Origin of the sequence: Streptomyces sp. NPDC059850, assembly GCF_042731515.1 — a bacterium.
Taxonomy (GTDB): Bacteria; Actinomycetota; Actinomycetes; order Streptomycetales; family Streptomycetaceae; genus Streptomyces.
In genome coordinates, this window is the sequence record NZ_JBHWJI010000079.1 from 1 (window position 1) to 18789 (window position 18789).

Here is an 18789-nt window from a genome sequence, read left to right on the forward strand (position 1 = left end):
CCGTACCTCGGTCGGCTGCCGGGAGCGGGCCGACCGAGGTACGGCGCGGCGCGCGGGGCGGCGCTCGGACGAGGACGTCACGCGGACGTCCTCGGGATGGTGTGCTGCCATGCGCGGCTTGCCACTGTCTCTCCGTTCGCCCGTGCTTCGACGCTGCTGTCCATGATGAATTCCGATGCGGTGGCGCGCAGTTCCGTCGAGGTGTGAATCTCCGCGTCCCAGCCCTCGCGCCGCAGCCGGATGGTCCACCGCGAGCTTGCCACGGCGGACAGCGGGTCGCCGGAGCGGATGCGGTACGTCTCGCGGGCGCTCTCCTCGTACCGCAGCCCGTCCGGGTACGTACGCGAACCGCCGTAGTTGGGGTCCACGTCCAGCACCCACTCCCCCGTGGCGACGTCATGGGTGACGGTCCGCTCGGGCCGGGGCTCGGCGGGCGCGTCCACGGTGATGGCCAGCGGCGTGGCCTGTTCGGGCTCCTCGAAGGTGATCGGGGCCCGCGCGGCGTCCGCGCCCGGATCCCGTACGGGCAGCAGCAGCGCGCTCTCGGCGGGCCGTACGGTCAGCTGTCCGCGCTCGCCGTGCGGCCAGACCCACGGCCAGTACGCGTCGGAGACCGCGACCCGGACACGGTGCCCGGGCGGGAAGGCGTACCCCGTCCCGTTCAGCTCGAACTCGACGTCCTCCTCACGCCCCGGCTCCCACTCCACGGCCTTCTCGCGGCCGTGTCGGGACATCAGGTTGAGCACTCCGCGAGTGACGAGGGTGGACGAGCCGTCCGGCGCCACGTCGCAGACGCGCGCGATGACATGGGCGCGCCGGGTCGCGCTGTCGAGCCGCAGCCGTACGCGGGGGCGGCCCAGGATCTCCACGCGCTCATCGAGCGGCGCCGAGTCGAAGCAGACCGAACGGCCGTCCTCCTCGCGCTGGTCCGGCGGCAGATCGGTGGCGTTGCCGAAGGGGAAGTAGCGGCCCGCGTCGAGGCCGGTGTGGAGTGGGGAGCGTACGATCACGGGTTCCGTGCCGCCGCCGAGGGGGCGTTCGTCCCAGGTCACGGAGGGGGCGGGCCAGGTGTCGTCGCCGACCCAGCGGCCGGGCATGGTCGCGTACGAGGTGGCGGGCGGCACCGGGTCGTTGATCCAGGCCCGGAGCAGCGGCTCCTCCATGACGCCGGTCGGCTGGTCTTTCAGCCAGTGGTCCCACCAGCGCAGCGTCTCCTGCAGGAACCCGATCGCCGGGCCCGGCGGCAGCCCCCGGTCCGGGTACTGGTGCGACCACGGGCCGATCAGCCCCCGTACGGGCGCGTCCAGGTGCTCCACCAGCCGCAGCACGGTGTCCCGGTACGGGTCGGCCCAGCCGCCGACCGCGAGCACGGCGGCGTCGACCGCCGCGTAGTCCTCGCACACGCTGCCGTGCCGCCAGTACGCGTCCCGCTCCTGGTGGGCGAGCCAGGTGTGGAGATACGGCTCCAGCGCGTCCAGCCGCTCCCGCCACATCGGCAGCCAGCGGTCCTCGCCGACGGAGGTGGGGTGCGGGGGGCGGGCCGTGAACGCAAGCATCGTGCCCGCCCAGGCGAGCATGTCGATGCCGAGGACGGCGCCGCCGATGTAGTGGACGTCGTTGTCGTAACGGTCGTCCGCCGAGCAGACGGTGACGATCGCCTTCAGCGGCTCGGGGCGCAGGGCGGCGATCTGCAGCGCGTTGAACCCGCCCCACGAGATCCCGAACATCCCCACCTTGCCGGTGCACCAGGGCTGCTCGGCCAGCCAGTTGACGACGTCCACGCCGTCCGCCAGCTCCGTCTCATCGTACTCGTCGCGCATCACGCCCTCGGAGTCGCCGCTGCCGCGCAGGTCGACGCGTACGGAGGCGTAGCCGTGCCCCGCGTACCAGGGGTGACGCTGCGCGTCGCGCGGGGCGGTCCAGTCGCTCTTGCGGTACGGGAGGTATTCGAGGAGGGCGGGTACGGGGGTGGTCTGCGCGTCGGTCGGGCGCCAGATCCGGGCGTGCAGCCGGGTTCCGTCGCGGGTCGGAATCCATACGTCCTCGACCCGCACCTCACGGTCGAACGTCTCGCGGTACCTCACGTGTCTCCTTACCTAGCCTGCTGTGTCAACGCCTGCGGCGAGCCGTCCCCCCACCCCGCCCCTTCCCGAACCCGGGGCTCCGCCCCCGAACCCCCGCTCCTCAATCGCCGGAGGGGCTGGGTGGTACGCCCGGAGGGCTGGGATGTCCCGGCAGGGGGTTGGGGGGTACGCGGGCTGAAAGCTGGGGCGCATCCGCCCTCGGCCCCCAACGACGCGGCAGATATCCGCCACGTTGTGGGCAATCGTTCCGCGGGGCGGGACGGGTGGGCACAACCCACCCACCGGCCCGCGCGCGGCGACGAGACCTCGAGGGGCAACGCCGGTGCGGGGTCCGGGGCATCGCCCCCCGCGCGGCGGAGCCGCATATCGATGCTGCGGGAAGGGGCGGGGTGGGGGCTAATCATCCGCGAACCGCCAGCGCCGCACACGATGGCCATCACCCAAGTCGTCCCAGACCGCACCCGACTCGGCGGCATCCGCCCAGGCGTCGGCCACCCCGGCAGGGGCCACCGCATCGGGGTCGGGCTCCAGCGCGGCGGCCATCAGCTGCCGCGTATACGGATGGCCGGGGTCAGCGAACACCGCATCCGTCGGCCCCTCCTCCACCACCACCCCACCCCGCAGCACCACCACCCGATCAGCGATCCCCCGCACCACCGCCAAGTCGTGGCTGATGAAAAGACAGGCCAGCGACCGCTCCCGCCGCAAGTCATCCAGCAGCCGCAACACATCCGCCTGCACCGACACATCCAGCGCCGTAGTGATCTCATCCGCGATCAGCACATCCGGCTCACCTGCCAGCGCCCGCGCGATGCCGATGCGCTGCCGCTGCCCGCCGGAGAGCTGCGCCGGGAGCCGGTCGGCGAAGTCCGGGTCGAGGCGGACGTCGGAGATGAGGGCGCGGGCCCGCGAGGCCGCCTCGTCACGCGAGGAGACAGCGCCGAAGAACCGCAGGGGCCGCCGCACCGCATCACCCACCGAGCGGCGCGGATTCAGCGACGTATCGGCGTTCTGGAAGACGAGCTGGATCTTGCGGCGGAGCGCAAGCGGTCGCCGCCGCGCGGAAGAGCCCAGGTCGCCGGTCTCGTGGGTCATCGCGCCACCCGACGGCGCCCGCAGCCCCGCCAGCGCCCACGCAAGGGTGGACTTGCCGCTCCCCGACTGGCCGACCAGGGCCAGCACCTCGCCCCGCCGCACCTGGAAGGAGACGCCGTGAACAGCCCGCGAGGAGCCGTAATCGATAGTGACGTCCCGGACGTCGACGGACCGAGCCGCGTCATCGGGCACCGCCCGCTTCGCCCGCACCTCCCGCGTGCCGTCATCGCCCACAACCGCCAGCCCGGTATCGCTCAGCCGAGGCACGCTGGCGAGCAAGCGGCGGGTGTACGGGTCGGCGGGGGCGGCGAAGAGCCGCCGAGTGGAGGCGGCCTCGACGACCCGCCCCGAACGCAGGACGCAAACATCGTCGGCCATCCGCGCGACGACACCCAAGTCATGGCTGACAAGGACGGCCGCGAGGCCGAGTTCGTCGCGCAGCGAGCCGACCAGGTCCAGCACGGAGCGCTGGGTGAGGACGTCGAGCCCCGTCGTGGGCTCGTCCAGCACCAGCACCTTGGGCCGGGTGGCGATAGCCATGGCGATGGCGACCCGCTGCTGCTGTCCGCCGGACAGCTCGTGCGGATAGCGGCGGGCCAGCACAGCGGGCCGCTCCAGCCGGACCTGCTCAAGCAGCTCCGTGACGGGCACATCGCCGCCCGCCTCGGCGATCTGCCGCCCGACGCGCATGGAGGGGGTGAGGGCCTGGCCCGCGTTCTGGGCGATCATCGCGACCGTGCCGCCGCGCAGCCGCCGCAGCTCCCGCGCCGGAAGGGCGAAGACGTCCCGCCCGTCGACCCGTACCGTGCCGCCCGTAAGCCGCGAGCCGTGCCGCAGATGGCCCAGCAGCGTGGCGGCGACGGTGGACTTGCCGCTCCCGGACTCGCCGACGAGGGCGAGGGTCTCACCCGGCGCGAGGTCGAACGAGACATCGTGGACGACGGGAACATCCCGCCCGCCCGATCGGTAGGCGACACCAAGACCCGCCACAGAGACGATGGCGCTCATCAGGATCCCTCCCGGATGCGGTCGACGCCCCACGCCTTGGACAGCCCGTCGGCAGCCAGGTTGAGCCCGACGACCAGCGTGGCCAGGGCGATGATCGGCGCGAGGCTGGCCATCGGCACGACGGTGATGGCGGTGCGGTTCTCGGACACCATGAGCCCCCAGTCCGGGGTGGGCGGATCGGCGCCGAAGCCGAGGAAGGACAGCGACGAGATCAGCAGCACGACCCACGACGCCCGCATGGCGAACTCGACGCACACCACATCGGTGATGTTGGGCAGCACCTCGCGCCGCAGGATCGCCCACGTCCCCTCGCCCCGGGCGCGCGCCGCGGTGACGTAGTCCTGGGGGACGACGGCGAGCGCGGCGCCGCGTACGACCCGTACCACCTGGGGCACGCAGATGACGCCGATGGCCAGCACGATGACCCCGGAGCCGGTGCCCAGCGCGGTGACGATGACCAGCAGGACGAGGATCGCGGGGATGGACAGCACCGCGTCCAGGATCCGCATCAGCAGATCGTCCAGCCAGCCACCCCGCAGCGCGGCCGCGCAGCCGAGGACCGTGCCCAGCGCGATGGTGAGGAGGGTCGCGGTGACGGAGACGCCGAGCGCGTACCGCCCGCCGTACAGCACCCGGGTCAGTACATCGCGCCCGTACTGGTCGGTGCCCGCCCAGTGGTCGGCGCCGGGCCCGAGCAGCGCGTGCGCGGCGTCGCCGGTGGTGGGGTGGTACGGGGTGAGCAGCGGCGCGAGCAGCGCGATCACGACATGGACGGCGACGATCGCGAGCCCGATGGCGGCGGGCCGGGAGGAGCGTACGGTGCGCCAGACACGGGCGGCGGGGCCAGCGGTCCTTGAGCGGGCAGACGGTGGGGGAACGGGGGCCGTGGCAGACGGCTTCAGCGTGCTCAACGGATCCTCCCTCCTCGGGTGCGGAGCTTGGGGTTGAGGGCCATGGAGCCGAGGTCGGCGGCGAGGTTGCAGACGACGTAGACGACCGCGCTGATGAGCGCGATGGCCTGGATGACCGGCAGGTCGCGGTTCTGTACGGAGGTGAGCAGCAGCTTGCCGATGCCGGGGTAGTTGAAGACGTTCTCGACGACGGCGACCCCGCCCACCAGCCACGCCACATTGAGCGCGATCACATGGAGGGTGGGCAGCAGCGCGCCGGGCAGCGCGTGCCGGGTGACCACGCGCCAGGTGGACAGCCCCTTGAGGCGGGCTGTGGTGACGTATTCGCTCGCCATGACGTCGATGACGGACGTACGGGCCATCCGCACGATGTACGCGGCCATCACGATGGCGAGCGACGCGGCGGGCAGCCAGACGGCCGGGAGCAGTTCTCCTGTGGAGGCCCCCGGCCCGTACAGCACCACGGCGGGCAGCACGGGGATGGCGACGGAGAAGGCGAGCACCAGCAGGGTGGCCACGACGAACTCGGGGATGGACATCCCCACCAGGCTGACCGTGGAGATCACGTGGTCGGGCCAGCGGTCGCGGTAGAGCCCGGCGAGGATGCCGAGGACGAGCGAGCCGGTGACCGCGAAAAGGACGGTGACGACGGCGATGAGGGCGGAGTTGCCGAGGTACTGGGCGACCTCGCCGCCCACCGGCTTGGTGGTGACCAGCGAGGTGCCGAATTCGCCGTGCAGGGCGCCCTTGATCCAGTCGAAGTAGCGCTCCCAGGCGGGCTGGTCGAGCCCCATCTGCTTGCGCAGCGCGGCGACCGCGTCGGGGGTGGCGTCCTTGCCGAGCACCTGGGTGGCGACGTCGCCGGGCAGCGCCTGGACGGCCAGGAAGACCATCACGGAGGAGAGCAGCAAGGTGCCGAGCGCGGCGGCTGCGCGGCGGGCGATGAAGGTGAACACGCTTCTCACGCCCCCTTCAGGCCGATGCCGAGGTAGTCGAACTCGAAGCCGTGCTCGGTGTAGCCGCGCACGTCCCGCGAGATGCCGGTGAGCCGGTCGGCGAACATCGGGGTGATCGCCCCGCCGCGCTCGACGATCAGGGTCTGCGCCTGCCCGTACAGCTCGCGGCGGCGGCCCCCGTCGGTCTCGCGGCGGGCCCGGTCGAGGAGCGCGTCGAACTCCTTGTCCGACCAGGCGGTCTCGTTGTAGGAGGAGCCGCTGCGGAAGACCTGGTTGAGGAGCTGGTCGACGGGGCGCCCGGTGTACCAGTAGGTGGCCATGAGCGGCTTCTTCATCCAGATCTGGGTGTAGTACGAGTCGGCTGCCGCGGTCTTGACCCGGACCCGGATCCCGGCGCGGGCGGCGGACTCCTGGTAGGCGAGCGCCATCGGCGTGAAGATCGGGTCGTACGAGGACGTGTAGAGGTCCACCGCCAGCCGCTCGTGCCCGGCCCGCTTGAGCAGGTGGCGGGCCCGCTCGGGGTCGTGGTCGGGGTGGGCGGCGATGTGGGCGGGGTCGTTCGGCGGTACGGGGTTGTCCCAGCCGAGCGTGCCCGCGCCCTGGAGGGCGACCTTCCGGATGTGCTCGGGGTCGTACGCGAGCTTCATGGCCTGCCGGACCCGCACATCGGTGAACGGCTTCTCGGTGGTGAGCATCGGCAGCACGTACCACTGGGCGTTCTTCGAGCGGGCGATGGTGGCGCGGCTGGAGGCGGCGACGACGCGGGCGGTGGCGAAGTCGAGGTTGGTCTGGGAGAGCAGGTCGACCTGCCCGGCGAGCAGGGCGTTGGCCCGCGCCTGCATATCGGCGACGGAGAAGAAGTCGATGGCGTCCAGCACCGGGCGCCCGGCCCAGTGGTCCCCGTACGCCACGACCCGGCCGGGTCCGGCGGAGGTGAAGGAGGCCAGCTTGAAGGGGCCGGTGCCGATGCCGGTGCGGCCGATCGACTTCGCGCTGCCGTCCGGGATGACGTAGCAGTTGTAGTGGGTGAGCAGGCTGGGGAACTCGGCGTGCGGGCTCTTCAGCGGGATCACGAGGGTGTGCGCGTCGGGGGTGCGCAGCCGCTTCGGGTCGACGAGCGGGGCGAGCACCGGGCCCTGCGGGGACGCGGTCGCGGTGTCGAGGATGTGCCGCAGGGTGTAGGCGGCGTCGGCGGAGGTGAGGGCTGAGCCGTCGTGGAAGGTGACGCCCCGGCGCAGCCGGAAGGTCCAGGTGCTGGCCTTCGCGTCGGGCTCCCAGGACTCGGCGAGGTCGGGGACGGTCCTGCCGTCCGTGTCGACGCGGACGAGCCGGTTGTAGAGGGCGCCGAGGTATTCGTACGCGGACAGCGCGCTCGCCGGGTCCAGCGTCTCGGCGTCGGAGGCGGGCGGCCGGGCGATGCGCAGGGTGCCCCCGGGGGCGGGGCGTCCGGCCGGGCCGCGGCTGGGCACGGCCTCGGTCGGGGAGGCGGACGCGGCGCCCGAGCAGCCGGTGAGCAGGGCGGACCCGGCGAGGGCACCGCCGCCCGCGGCCGCGGCGGCGAGCACCGACCGCCGCGGTATCCCGGACGCCCCGGGGTCTGATCGGAGGGAGGTCTCGGACATGGACGGGGGCACCTTCGCTTCGAGGGCGATTCGTTCAGACGATTCGTTCAGACGATTCGTTCAGCTGAACGATTGGGTGAGGTGCGTGAACGATAGCCAGCGGTTCCGCCCAGGCCAACCCTTCGTTCGCGGAAATTAACGGGGGTAACACACTTGTTACCGGCCCGCGCGGAGGGGGCGCGAAGCGCCCGGCGCCGCCGTGGAGCGCTCCCGTACACCGTCCGCACGCCGCCCATGCGCTGTCCACGTGGTGAAAAACACCGAGCGTGGCCGGATACTCCGCCGTAAGGTGGCCGACATGCAGGTGATCCAGTCCACGAAGCTCGCCAACGTCTGCTACGAAATCCGTGGCCCGGTCCTTGAGGAGGCGATGCGACTGGAGGCAGCGGGTCACCGCATCCTCAAGCTCAACACCGGAAACCCGGCAACCTTCGGCTTCGACTGCCCGCCGGAGATCCTTGAGGACATGCTGCGCAACCTCGGCGACGCGCACGGCTACGGCGACGCCAAGGGACTGCTCTCCGCCCGGCGCGCGGTGATGCAGCACTACCAGACCCAGGGCATCCACCTCGACGTCGAGGACGTCTTCCTCGGCAACGGCGTCTCCGAGCTGATCCAGATGTCGATGCAGGGGCTGCTGGACGACGGGGACGAGGTCCTGGTGCCCTCCCCCGACTATCCGCTGTGGACCGCCTCGGTCTCGCTCGCGGGCGGCACCGCCGTCCACTACCGCTGCGACGAGCAGGCGGACTGGCTGCCGGACCTCGCCGACATCGAGCGCAAGGTGACCGACCGCACCAAGGCGATCGTCATCATCAACCCGAACAACCCGACGGGCGCCGTCTACAGCGAAGAGGTGCTGCGCGGCATCACCGACATCGCCCGCCGCCACCAGCTGATCGTCTGCTCCGACGAGATCTACGACAAGATCCTCTACGACGGCGCCACCCACACCCCGACCGCCACCCTCGCCCCGGACCTGCTGACGCTGACGTTCAACGGGCTCTCCAAGGCCTACCGCGTCGCGGGCTACCGCAGCGGCTGGCTCGCGGTCTGCGGCCCCAAGGCCCACGCCTCCAGCTATCTGGAGGGGCTGACGATCCTGGCCAACATGCGGCTGTGCGCCAACATGCCCGCACAGCACGCGGTGGCCGCAGCCCTCGGCGGCCGTCAGACGATCAACGACCTGGTGCTCCCGGGCGGGCGGCTGCTGGAGCAGCGCGACACGGCGTACGAGCTGCTGACCCAGATCCCGGGCGTGAGCTGCGTGAAGCCGAAGGGCGCGCTGTACGCGTTCCCGAAGCTGGACCCCAAGGTCTACAAGATCAAGGACGACCGGCAGATGGTGCTCGACCTGCTGCGCGCCGAGAAAATCATGATCGTGCACGGCACGGGCTTCAACTGGCCGGAACCGGACCACTTCCGCATCGTCACCCTCCCGGCCAAGAAGGACCTGGCCGAAGCGGTGACCCGGATCGGGAACTTCCTCGACGGCTACAGCCAGCCCTGAGAAGCCTGAACGAGTTTCTGTAGAGGGCTCAACTTTAGACTGCGTCTAAGTTAGGATGGTCTCCTGAACGTTTGGAGGCCATCCATGTACGAGCCGATCCGCACCAAGTCGGTCCACACCATGGCCGAGCCCGAGCCTGATTTCCCGCACCGCTCCCGCGAGGAGGAGCTGGACATCAGGCTCGCCGGACATCTGACCGCGCTGCTGACCGTGACCGACGAGTTGCGTGTCCTCACCCCGGACCCGGCCCTGGACGAGGCGGCGGAGCGCCTGGCCGACCAGGTCATACGGCTGCGGGGCGGCCGCGCCCCGCTGCGCGCCGCCCCCACCACGGCCGACGCCGACCCGGCCCATGTCGCCGCCCTCCACCAGCGCGCCCATACCGTGGCGGGCTGGGCCCTGGTCATCGCCACCTCGCGCGACGACGCGGCGGCCACCGCGCTGACCGCAGAGCGTCTGGAGGCGCATGCGGCGGCCCTGGGCGTCACCGTCTGAAGCCCTCGCCGTCCCTGAAGCGCTTACCGCCTGAAACCCTCACCGTCTGAAACCCCTTCGGCGAGCCCGGGGCCCATGGCCCACGATGGAGCCATGACCACCATCACCCTCGTCCAGGGCGACATCACCGCGCAGCGCGCCGACGCCATCGTCAACGCGGCGAACTCCTCGCTGCTCGGCGGCGGCGGGGTCGACGGGGCCATTCACCGGCGGGGCGGGCCCGAGATCCTCGACGCCTGCCGCGATCTGCGCGCCTCCCACTACGGCAAGGGGCTGCCCACCGGCCAGGCCGTGGCCACGACGGCGGGGCGGCTCGACGCCCGCTGGGTCATCCACACCGTGGGGCCGGTGTGGTCCGCCACCGAGGACCGCTCCGACCTCCTGGCGTCCTGCTACCGCGAGTCCCTGCGCGTCGCCGATGAACTGGGCGCGCGGACGGTCGCGTTCCCGGCGATCTCCACCGGCGTCTACCGCTGGCCGATGGACGACGCCGCCCGGATCGCGGTGGAAGTCGTCCGCGCGGCGGACACGGGCGTCGAAGAGGTGCGCTTCGTCCTCTTCGACGAGCCCGCGTACGCGGCGTTCACGGCGCAGACCGGCTAGTTCTGCTCCTTAAGCACCTTCGCCGAAGCGGGCCGCTTCCTTCGTCCAGGCCGCCGCCTGATCGCTGAGCGAGAGGCCGAGACCGGCCCGGTCGGGGATGACCATGCGGCCGTCGCGCAGCTCCAGCCGCTCGTTGAACAGCGGCTCCAGCCACTCGAAGTGCTCGACCCACGCGGTGCGCGGGTAGGCCGCCGAGAGATGGACGTGGATCTCCATCGCGAAGTGCGGGGCGAGGCTGCGGCACTTGTAGTCGGCGAGCGTCATGATCTGGAGGAACGGGGTGATGCCGCCGACCCGCGGGGCGTCGGGCTGCACGAAGTCGGCGGAGCCCGCCTCGATCAGCGCCGCGTGCTCATGCGCGCTGGTCAGCATCTCGCCGGTGGCTATGGGCGTGTCCAGGGTGGCGGCGAGGGCCGCGTGGCCCTCGGCGTCGTACGCGTCGAGCGGCTCCTCGATCCACGTCAGGTCGAACTTCTCCAGCACCCGGCCGACGCGGGTCGCGGTGATCCGGTCCCACTGCTGGTTGGCGTCCACCATCAGCGGAACGCCGTCGCCCAGATGCTCCCGTACGGTCTCCACCCGGGCGAGGTCCACCCGCCAGTCCGGCGAGCCGACCTTGAGCTTGATCCCGGCGACGCCCCGGGAGCGTGCCAGGTCGATGTTCTCCAGCACCTGCTCGATGGGCGTGGAGAGGAAGCCGCCGGAGGTGTTGTAGACGCTGACCGCGTCGCGGTGCGCGCCCAGCAGCTTGGCCAGCGGCAGCCGGGCCCGCCGGGCCTTGAGGTCCCACAGCGCGATGTCGAACGCGGCGACCGCCTGCACGGCGGCCCCGCTGCGGCCCATGGACGCGCCCGCCCACACCAGCTTGTTCCACAGGCGGCCGGTGTCGCTGGGGTCCTCGCCGATCAGCTCGGGCGCGATCTCCTGGGCGTGGGCGTACAGCGCGGGCCCACCGGCCCGCTTGGAGTAGCTGAAGCCCAGCCCCTGATGGCCGCCCTCGGTGCTGATCTCCGCGAAGAGGAAGGCCACTTCGGTGAGCGGCTTCTGCCTCCCGGTCAGTACCTTGGCGTCGCTGATGGGGGCCTGCAGCGGCAGATACACCAGGGAGAGCCGGATCGCCGAGACCCGGTCGGTGCTCGCCTCGCCGGGCGCGGAGGCGAAGGGTTTGAAGGCGACGGATTCACTGGGCGCGACACTCATGCGGGGCTCTCCTCGTGCATCGTGCTGGTGTCCAGGGCCTACCATCCGTCGCCGCACCGAAAACCGTCCAGCCCCCATGTGTAGGGACTCCCCTTGATCACGTCCGTGAACAGGCCGTCCACAGGCTGGGGCCCGCACCGTGCGGTGCGGGCCCCAGCCTGTTCATACACGTGGGGTTCAGCCCAGGCGCTGAACCAGCGCCCGGTACTCGTCCCACAGCTCCTTGGGCGTGTGCTCACCGAAGGTGTTGAGGTGCTCGGGGACCAGGGCGGCCTCCTCGCGCCACACCTCCTTGTCGACGGTGAGGAGGAAGTCCAGCTCCTCGTCGCCCAGCCCCAGGCCGTCGGTGTCCAGGGCCTCCTTGGTCGGCAGGATGCCGATGGGCGTCTCGACCCCGTCGGCCTTGCCGTCCAGCCGGTCCACGATCCACTTCAGGACGCGGCTGTTCTCGCCGAAGCCGGGCCAGACGAACTTGCCCGCGTCGTTCTTGCGGAACCAGTTGACGTAGTAGATCTTCGGGAGCTTCGCCTGGTCCTTGTCCTTGCCGACCTCGACCCAGTGGCCCATGTAGTCGCCCATGTTGTAGCCACAGAAGGGCAGCATCGCGAACGGGTCGCGGCGCAGCTCGCCGACCTTGCCCTCGGCGGCCGCGGTCTTCTCGCTCGCCACGTTCGCGCCGAGGAAGACACCGTGCTGCCAGTCGAAGGACTCGGTGACCAGCGGAACCGCGCTGGCGCGGCGGCCGCCGAAGAGGATCGCCGAGATCGGCACGCCCTTGGGGTCCTCCCACTCGGGCGCGATGATCGGGCACTGTCCGGCGGGCACGGTGAAGCGGGCGTTGGGGTGGGCCGCGGGCGTCCCGCTCGCCGGGGTCCAGTCGTTGCCCTTCCAGTCGGTGAGGTGGGCGGGCGGCTCCTCGGTCATGCCCTCCCACCACACGTCGCCGTCGTCGGTGAGCGCGACGTTGGTGAAGACGGAGTTGCCCCACAGGGTCTTCATCGCGTTGGCGTTGGTGTGCTCACCTGTGCCGGGCGCGACGCCGAAGAAGCCCGCCTCGGGGTTGATCGCGTACAGCTGGCCGTCCTCGCCGAACCGCATCCAGGCGATGTCGTCGCCGATCGTCTCGACCGTCCAGCCGGGGATGGTCGGCTCCAGCATCGCGAGGTTCGTCTTGCCGCACGCGCTCGGGAACGCCGCGGCAACGTACTTGGCCTCCCCGCGCGGCGGGGTAAGCTTGAGGATCAGCATGTGCTCGGCGAGCCAGCCCTCGTCACGCGCCATGACGGAGGCGATGCGCAGGGCGTAGCACTTCTTGCCCAGCAGCGCGTTGCCGCCGTAGCCGGAGCCGTACGACCAGATCTCGCGCGACTCCGGGAAGTGCGAGATGTACTTGGTGCTGTTGCACGGCCACGGAACGTCGTCCTGGCCCGGCTCCAGCGGGGCGCCCAGGGTGTGGACGGCCTTCACGAAGAAGCCCTTGTCGCCCAGGACGTCGAGGACGTCCTGTCCCATGCGGGTCATGGTGCGCATCGCGACGGCGACGTACGCGGAGTCGGTGATCTCCACGCCGATCGCGGACAGCGGCGAGCCGAGCGGGCCCATGCAGAACGGGACCACGTACATGGTGCGGCCGCGCATCGAGCCGCGGAATATGCCCTGTTCACCCGCTTCACCCGCTTCACCCGCTTCACCCGCTTCACCCGCTTCACCCGCTTCACCCGCTTCACCCGCTTCACCCGCTTCACCCGCGAAGATCTTCCGCATCTCGGCGGGGTCTTTCCAGTGGTTCGTCGGGCCCGCGTCCGCCTCTTTCTCGGAGCAGATGAAGGTGCGGTCCTCGACGCGCGCCACATCGCTGGGATCGGAGGCCGCGTAGTACGAGTTGGGGCGCTTGATCGGGTCGAGCCGTTTGAACGTGCCCTTCTCGACGAGCTGCGCACACAGGCGGTCGTACTCCGACTCCGAACCGTCACACCAGACCACTTCATCGGGCTGGGTGAGGGCGGCGATCTCGCCGACCCAGGCGATCAGTTCCTGGTGGCTGGTCGGGGCCGTGGTGAGGGTAGATGCCACATTGCTGGGCGCCACGATCGCTCCATCCCGCCGGAACCGCACTGCTCCGGCGTCTTGGTTTGAGGGTTTGGGCGGATATGTGCACGCACATCCGCATGTGGAGACAGCTACCCCTTGGGGGCTGCGACCCGGATGCTCAGCTCATCCGGTGCCGACCGCGCTCATTTGATCATCCGACGACGCGGGCCATCTGTCCAGTGGGCACCTTCGTGACCATCACCACTCGACACTGACCGGTAACGTACGGTGGCGTCGGTAGCATGAGCGCCATGACTGCAGCCGCGCCCGACGCCGCCGTTGACCCATCCCCAGGGCCCGAGGCAGCCCCGCTCCCCCTCAAACCCATGCTGCGCGGCTGGCTGCACGCTGGCATGTTCCCCGCCGCGCTCATCGCGGGAGTGGTGCTCACCGCGCTCGCCGACAGCCCCCGGGGACGCGTCGCGTGCGGCATCTTCACCCTCACCGCGTGCGCGCTCTTCGGCACGAGCGCCCTGTACCACCGGGGCAATTGGGGCCCGCGCGCCACGGCGGTGCTGCGCCGTCTGGATCACGCCAATATCTTCCTGATCATCGCGGGCACGTACACGCCCTTCACGATGCTGCTCCTCCCCCACGGCAAACAGCAGCTGCTGCTGTGGCTGGTGTGGGCCGGAGCGCTCGCGGGCATCGCCTTCCGGGTGTTCTGGGTCGGCGCCCCGCGCTGGCTCTACACCCCGTGCTACATCGCCCTGGGCTGGGCGGCGGTGTTCTTCCTGCCGGACTTCCTGCGCACCGGCGGCATCGCCGTCATGACACTGATCGTCGTCGGCGGCCTGCTCTACAGCGCGGGCGCGGTGATCTACGGGACCAAGCGCCCCAACCCCTCACCGCGCTGGTTCGGCTTCCACGAGGTGTTCCACTCCCTCACGCTCGCCGCCTTCGTCGTGCACTACGTCGGCATCTCCCTGGTCGCCTACCAACATTCCTGACCCCGGCCGCCCTCGGGTGCCCGACAATGATCAGTATGGCCTCCGCACACACCACTCCCCCCGAGCCCCGGCCCGGACTGCGCGAACGCAAGAAGATCCAGACCCGGCAGGCGATCCGGCGGGCCGCCTACCGGCTGTTCGCGGAACAGGGCTACGAGGCGACCCCGGTGGACCGGATCGCGGAGGCCGCCGACGTCTCCCCCAGCACCGTCTTCCGGTACTTCCCCACCAAGGAGGACATCGTCCTCACGGACGAGTACGACGAGGCCATCGCCACCGCGCTCCGTGACCGGCCGCTGGACGAGCCGCCGGTCTCCTCCCTGCGGCGCGTCCTGATCGACATGGCGCGGCAGCTCACCGATGACGAGCGCGCGGAGATGCTGACCCGCCTCACCCTGATCCGCCAGGTCCCGGCACTGCGCGCCCGCATGGGCGAGGGCATGGCCAAGACCGGGGTCCTGATGGGCGAGGCCCTGGCCGAGCGCAGCGGCCGGTCACCGGAGGACCTGGAGGTGCGGGTGCTCGTCGGAGCGGTCCTGGGCGCGCTCCAGGAAGCGGTCTTCCACGGCTTCGACCGCCACGGCGTGAAAGCCGTGGAGGACAGCATCGACCGAGCCCTGGCCATGCTGGCCAAAGGCCTCCCGCTGTAGCCCCGCGACCGCACGACGCCACCCCGGCCCCACCGGGGACACCGGGGACACCGGGGACCCCGGCCCCACCGGGGACACCGGGGACACCGGGGACACCGGGGACACCGGTCGCACACAACGCCCCCGGACCGCCCCGATGTCCGGACCGCCCCGGAGACACCGGCCCCGCGCAACACCATCTCGGACCGACCCGAGGGGCACCCGTCCCACACGGCACGACCCTGCGCCACCTCCGAGCGGGGCCACCCCGCGCAACGCCAAACCGGACCGCGGTCCCACGACCTCGCCCGGAGCACCCCGGAGACACCGGTCGCACGACACCGCTCGGACCACCCCGGGACACCGGCCCCGCACAACACCACCCCAGACCACCCCACCGCACCAGGCACACGGCCCCGCCTCGGCCCACCCCAGGGGCCGTGGTCTCACGGTCCTGACCCGGCCCACCCCGGGACACCGGCCCCGAACAACGGCGCCCCCGCCACCCCCGTCGCACGACGCCGCCCCGGGGCACGGGTCCCGCACGGCACCGCCCTGCGCCGCCTCCGGCGAGGGGGCGATTCGGCGCGACGCCAAGCTGGGCTACCCCGCCGCGCCGGTAGTGCCACACGACCCCGCCCCGGACGTACGGCAGGGGAACCGCCGACCGGCGTCGGCCCGGCCGTCCCGGCGCGGCACGTCGCCCCCGCAGCGCGCTCCGTACGGGCCGCTGTCGGTCCTCGGCGGGCAGGGTGCCCGGGAAACCCACCCCGTCCCCGGCGTCAGCCGCCGAGGCGGGCCGTCAGCGCGTCCACGTCCGCCGTCGGGGCGTCACAGGTGAAGTGGCGGCAGACGTACGCCGCCGGGCGGCCCTCCAGCAGCACGCGCCCCTCCAGCAGCGGCACCTCGTCGGAGCCGGGCGCGCCCACCGCGATCACCGCGCCCGGCGCCGTGCCCAGCAGCGCGGCCCGGTGCAGGGCGCGGGTCGCGGGGTCGCCGTCCGGTCCGACGACGGCCACCTCGCGCGGCCCGTCCAGCCGCGCCTCGGCCACCGCGAGACCCCAGCCGATGAACCTCGGCACCCGCGCCCCCAGCGCCCGTACCACGGCCAGCGCGCGCTCGGCCGCCTCCCGATGGCGCCCGCTACCCGAGACGGCGGCGTAGGACAGCAGCGCCCCGGCGGCCGCCGTCCACCCCGAGGGGACGGCGTTGTCGGTCGGATCCTGGGGCCGCCGGATGAGCGTCTCCGCGTCGTCGGCGGTGTCGAACAGGGTGCCGTCCTCGGCGGCGAAGTGGTGCAGCACGGTGTCCAGGAGCAGCCCCGCGAACTCGACCCACACGCCCTCGCCGGACACCGCGGCCAGGGCGAGGAAGCCCTCGGCCACATCCGCGTAGTCCTCCAGCACACCCGCGTGGCCGCCCACGGCGCCGCCCAGCGAGGTGCGGGCGAGCCGCCCGCCGTTGTCCATGTGGAGGCGTACGAGCAGGTCGGCGGCCTCGGTCGCGGCCTCGACCAGGTCCGGGCGGTCGAAGTAGGCGCCGGTCTCGGCGAGGGCGGCGATGGCCAGCCCGTTCCAGGCGGCCACGATCTTGTCGTCGCGGCCGGGCCGCTCCCGCCGCTCCCGCGCGGCCAGCAGCCGTTCCCGTACAGAGGCGAGCCGAGCAGCGTCGGCCGGGCGCGCGCCGTCGGGCAGCTGAAGCACGGAGGCGCCCGCCTCGAACGTGCCCTCCTCGGTCACCCCGAAGTACGCGGCGGCCTGCTCGGCGTCCGCCTCGCCCAGCACCTCCCGCAGCTGCCCGGCCGTCCACACGTAGTACGCGCCCTCGACGTGCCGCCCGGTGCCGTCGTCGCTGTCGGCGTCCAGCGCGGAGGCGAATCCGCCCTGCTCGGTGCGCAGCTCGCGGACCAGGAAGTCGGCGGTCTCCAGCGCGACCCGGCGCGCGAGGTCCGAGCCGGTGGCCCGCCAGAGGTGGGCGTACACGCGGCACAGCAGCGCGTTATCCGAGAGCATCTTCTCGAAATGCGGAACGATCCATTCCGCATCAACGGAGTAGCGCGCGAACCCGCCCCCGAGCTGGTCGTAGATACCGCCGCGGGCCATCGCCTCACAGGTGGCCTGCACCATCTGCAACGCACCCTCGGACCCGGTCCGGGCATGGTGCCGCAGCAGGAACTCCAGCGCCATGGACGGCGGGAACTTCGGCGCCCCGCCGAACCCGCCCCGCACCGCGTCGAATTCACGGGTCAGCCCCATCAGCGCGGCGGCCAGATCCTCCTCACCGGGCGGCTGCGGCGCACCGGACCCCAGCGCGATACCGGTGCGCTCGGCCAGATCCCGCACGATCTTCCCGGCCACATCCCGCACCTCGTCCCGCCGGTCGGCCCACGCGGCCCGGACCCCCTCCAGCACCTGCCGGAAGGAGGGCACCCCGGGCCGGGGCAGAGGCGGGAAGTACGTACCGAAGTAGAAGGGCTCGGCGTCGGGCGTCAGAAACACCGTCATGGGCCACCCACCCTGCCCGGTAGCCGCCTGCACCGCCTCCATGTACACGGCGTCGACGTCGGGCCGCTCCTCGCGGTCGACCTTGACGGAGACGAAGTGGGCATTCAGGTACTCGGCTGTCTCGGCGTCCTCGAAGGACTCGTGCGCCATGACATGACACCAGTGGCACGCCGAGTAGCCGACCGACAGCAGAATCGGTACACCGCGCCGACGCGCCTCCTCGAAGGCACCCGACTCCCAGGGCCACCAATCGACCGGATTCTCGGCGTGCTGGAGCAGATAGGGCGAGGTCGCGCCACCCAACCGATTCATGCGGCCAGCCTCTCACACCACAAAACTCCGGCCGCGAAGCTCGCCGCTCCCCACCGCAACCGCCGCCGCGGCACCGGACACTGGTGGAATGCACACACCGATAGAAGCGCCCGCGGAACCGCCCACCACGTTGGGAGAGCAGCTCCTGCTCCTCTCGCTGGACGACGAATCCGGCACCGCGAAGGAGTCGGCGAAGGTGGCTCTGGCGATCTCCGCTGCCTCGCTGGTGGAACTCGCCCTGGCCGGCCGGATCGACGTGACCGACGACAAGGTCAGCGTCGTCGACGCGGCGCCACTGGGCGAGCCCGCCCTCGACAGCGCGCTCGCCGCCATCGGTGGCAAGGACAGGCCGCGCAAGGCCAAGGACTGGATCGCCCAGTTGAAGACGGACACGGTGGCCCGGGCGAACACGGGCCTGGTCGAGAAGGGGCTGGTCCGGGAGGAGAGGAAGAAGGTGCTCGGCCTCTTCCCCGTGCGCCGCTACCCGGAGGCCGACGGCTCGGTGGAGGCGGCGGTACGGCAGCGCCTCGACGCGGTCGTCCTCCAGGGCGCGGCGCCGGACACCCGCACGGCGAGCCTGGTGGCCCTGCTGCACGGAGCGAAACTGCACCGCCTGGTTTTCCCGGACGCCGACTCGCGCCGGGTCGTGGCGGCCATGGAGTCGATCGCCCAGGGCCAGTGGGCCGCGACGGCGGTGCGCAACGCCGTGAAGGCCGCGGAGGAAGCACTGGCGACGATGATCGCGGTGACGGTGACGACGACGGTCATCGCGGGCAGCTGACGTCAGGCGCGGCCCGTAGACGTGGCCCGCTGAAGAGC

The 18789-nt window shown here is 71.6% G+C and carries 14 protein-coding genes; 6 read left to right on the forward strand and 8 right to left on the reverse strand.

The genetic code is table 11. The features are described 5' to 3' along the window. Positions 1 to 77: 77 nt before the first annotated feature. From ACFV9T_RS38785 to ACFV9T_RS38805, 5 genes are all read right to left on the reverse strand, one after another. Entirely contained in the window at positions 78 to 2084 is a 2007-nt protein-coding gene (locus ACFV9T_RS38785) for a CocE/NonD family hydrolase (RefSeq protein ID WP_385447493.1), read from the reverse strand. A 396-nt stretch (positions 2085 to 2480) separates the two neighbouring features. Further along, positions 2481 to 4187, reverse strand: a complete 1707-nt coding sequence (locus ACFV9T_RS38790; RefSeq protein ID WP_385447495.1) for a dipeptide ABC transporter ATP-binding protein — start codon at positions 4185 to 4187, stop codon at positions 2481 to 2483. After that, entirely contained in the window at positions 4187 to 5098 is a 912-nt protein-coding gene (locus ACFV9T_RS38795; protein WP_385447497.1) for an ABC transporter permease, read from the reverse strand. The genes ACFV9T_RS38790 and ACFV9T_RS38795 overlap by 1 nt, the downstream gene beginning before the upstream one ends. Continuing rightward, a complete protein-coding gene (locus ACFV9T_RS38800) occupies positions 5095 to 6054 on the reverse strand; it encodes an ABC transporter permease (RefSeq protein ID WP_385447499.1) in 960 nt (319 codons plus the stop codon). Before ACFV9T_RS38800 ends, ACFV9T_RS38795 begins: the two co-directional genes overlap by 4 nt. A gap of 5 nt (positions 6055 to 6059) precedes the next feature. Then, entirely contained in the window at positions 6060 to 7676 is a 1617-nt protein-coding gene (locus ACFV9T_RS38805; protein WP_385447501.1) for an ABC transporter substrate-binding protein, read from the reverse strand. Between the two features lie 298 nt (positions 7677 to 7974). On the opposite strand from ACFV9T_RS38805, the gene ACFV9T_RS38810 reads away from it, so the two are divergent. The 3 genes from ACFV9T_RS38810 (at position 7975) to ACFV9T_RS38820 (ending at position 10284) form a co-directional block, all read left to right on the forward strand. After that, the gene (locus tag ACFV9T_RS38810) at positions 7975 to 9186 is read left to right on the forward strand and encodes a pyridoxal phosphate-dependent aminotransferase (RefSeq protein WP_385447503.1); all 1212 of its coding nucleotides are present in this window, start codon (positions 7975 to 7977) and stop codon (positions 9184 to 9186) included. 84 nt (positions 9187 to 9270) lie between these two features. Beyond that, positions 9271 to 9681: a hypothetical protein gene (locus ACFV9T_RS38815; protein ID WP_385447505.1), complete on the forward strand. Its 411-nt coding sequence runs from the start codon at positions 9271 to 9273 to the stop codon at positions 9679 to 9681. 93 nt (positions 9682 to 9774) lie between these two features. Then, positions 9775 to 10284, forward strand: coding sequence for an O-acetyl-ADP-ribose deacetylase (locus tag ACFV9T_RS38820; protein WP_385447507.1), 510 nt, complete (start codon positions 9775 to 9777; stop codon positions 10282 to 10284). A gap of 9 nt (positions 10285 to 10293) precedes the next feature. Here the strand turns inward: ACFV9T_RS38820 and ACFV9T_RS38825 are convergent, their stop codons facing one another. Both ACFV9T_RS38825 and ACFV9T_RS38830 read right to left on the reverse strand, forming a co-directional pair. Further along, the gene (locus ACFV9T_RS38825; protein ID WP_385447509.1) at positions 10294 to 11484 is read right to left on the reverse strand and encodes a mandelate racemase/muconate lactonizing enzyme family protein; all 1191 of its coding nucleotides are present in this window, start codon (positions 11482 to 11484) and stop codon (positions 10294 to 10296) included. A 177-nt stretch (positions 11485 to 11661) separates the two neighbouring features. Then, positions 11662 to 13572: a phosphoenolpyruvate carboxykinase (GTP) gene (locus tag ACFV9T_RS38830; protein ID WP_385447510.1), complete on the reverse strand. Its 1911-nt coding sequence runs from the start codon at positions 13570 to 13572 to the stop codon at positions 11662 to 11664. A 245-nt stretch (positions 13573 to 13817) separates the two neighbouring features. On the opposite strand from ACFV9T_RS38830, the gene ACFV9T_RS38835 reads away from it, so the two are divergent. Together ACFV9T_RS38835 and ACFV9T_RS38840 are read left to right on the forward strand one after the other, a co-directional pair. Continuing rightward, a complete protein-coding gene (locus tag ACFV9T_RS38835) occupies positions 13818 to 14525 on the forward strand; it encodes a hemolysin III family protein (RefSeq protein WP_385447512.1) in 708 nt (235 codons plus the stop codon). Between the two features lie 26 nt (positions 14526 to 14551). After that, on the forward strand, positions 14552 to 15175 hold the full coding sequence (locus tag ACFV9T_RS38840; RefSeq protein WP_385447514.1) for a TetR/AcrR family transcriptional regulator: 624 nt from the start codon (positions 14552 to 14554) through the stop codon (positions 15173 to 15175). Between the two features lie 761 nt (positions 15176 to 15936). Here ACFV9T_RS38840 and ACFV9T_RS38845 read toward each other — a convergent pair. After that, positions 15937 to 17970 (reverse strand): thioredoxin domain-containing protein, encoded by a 2034-nt coding sequence (locus ACFV9T_RS38845; RefSeq protein WP_385447516.1) that lies wholly within the window; start codon positions 17968 to 17970, stop codon positions 15937 to 15939. A gap of 88 nt (positions 17971 to 18058) precedes the next feature. Here ACFV9T_RS38845 and ACFV9T_RS38850 point away from each other — a divergent pair, with 88 nt between their 5' ends. Beyond that, entirely contained in the window at positions 18059 to 18751 is a 693-nt protein-coding gene (locus tag ACFV9T_RS38850; protein WP_385447518.1) for a GPP34 family phosphoprotein, read from the forward strand. Positions 18752 to 18789 lie beyond the last annotated feature (38 nt).

What these genes read in the sequence shown, in the direction of transcription:
- ACFV9T_RS38790 (WP_385447495.1), bottom strand. Translation starts at nt 4,187, where the DNA reads ATGAGCGCCATCGTCTCTGTGGCGGGTCTTGGTGTCGCCTACCGATCG.
- ACFV9T_RS38805 (WP_385447501.1), bottom strand. Translation starts at nt 7,676, where the DNA reads ATGTCCGAGACCTCCCTCCGATCAGACCCCGGGGCGTCCGGGATACCG.
- ACFV9T_RS38810 (WP_385447503.1), top strand. Translation starts at nt 7,975, where the DNA reads ATGCAGGTGATCCAGTCCACGAAGCTCGCCAACGTCTGCTACGAAATC.
- ACFV9T_RS38815 (WP_385447505.1), top strand. Translation starts at nt 9,271, where the DNA reads ATGTACGAGCCGATCCGCACCAAGTCGGTCCACACCATGGCCGAGCCC.
- ACFV9T_RS38820 (WP_385447507.1), top strand. Translation starts at nt 9,775, where the DNA reads ATGACCACCATCACCCTCGTCCAGGGCGACATCACCGCGCAGCGCGCC.
- ACFV9T_RS38825 (WP_385447509.1), bottom strand. Translation starts at nt 11,484, where the DNA reads ATGAGTGTCGCGCCCAGTGAATCCGTCGCCTTCAAACCCTTCGCCTCC.
- ACFV9T_RS38835 (WP_385447512.1), top strand. Translation starts at nt 13,818, where the DNA reads ATGAGCGCCATGACTGCAGCCGCGCCCGACGCCGCCGTTGACCCATCC.
- ACFV9T_RS38840 (WP_385447514.1), top strand. Translation starts at nt 14,552, where the DNA reads ATGATCAGTATGGCCTCCGCACACACCACTCCCCCCGAGCCCCGGCCC.
- ACFV9T_RS38845 (WP_385447516.1), bottom strand. Translation starts at nt 17,970, where the DNA reads ATGAATCGGTTGGGTGGCGCGACCTCGCCCTATCTGCTCCAGCACGCC.
- ACFV9T_RS38850 (WP_385447518.1), top strand. Translation starts at nt 18,059, where the DNA reads ATGCACACACCGATAGAAGCGCCCGCGGAACCGCCCACCACGTTGGGA.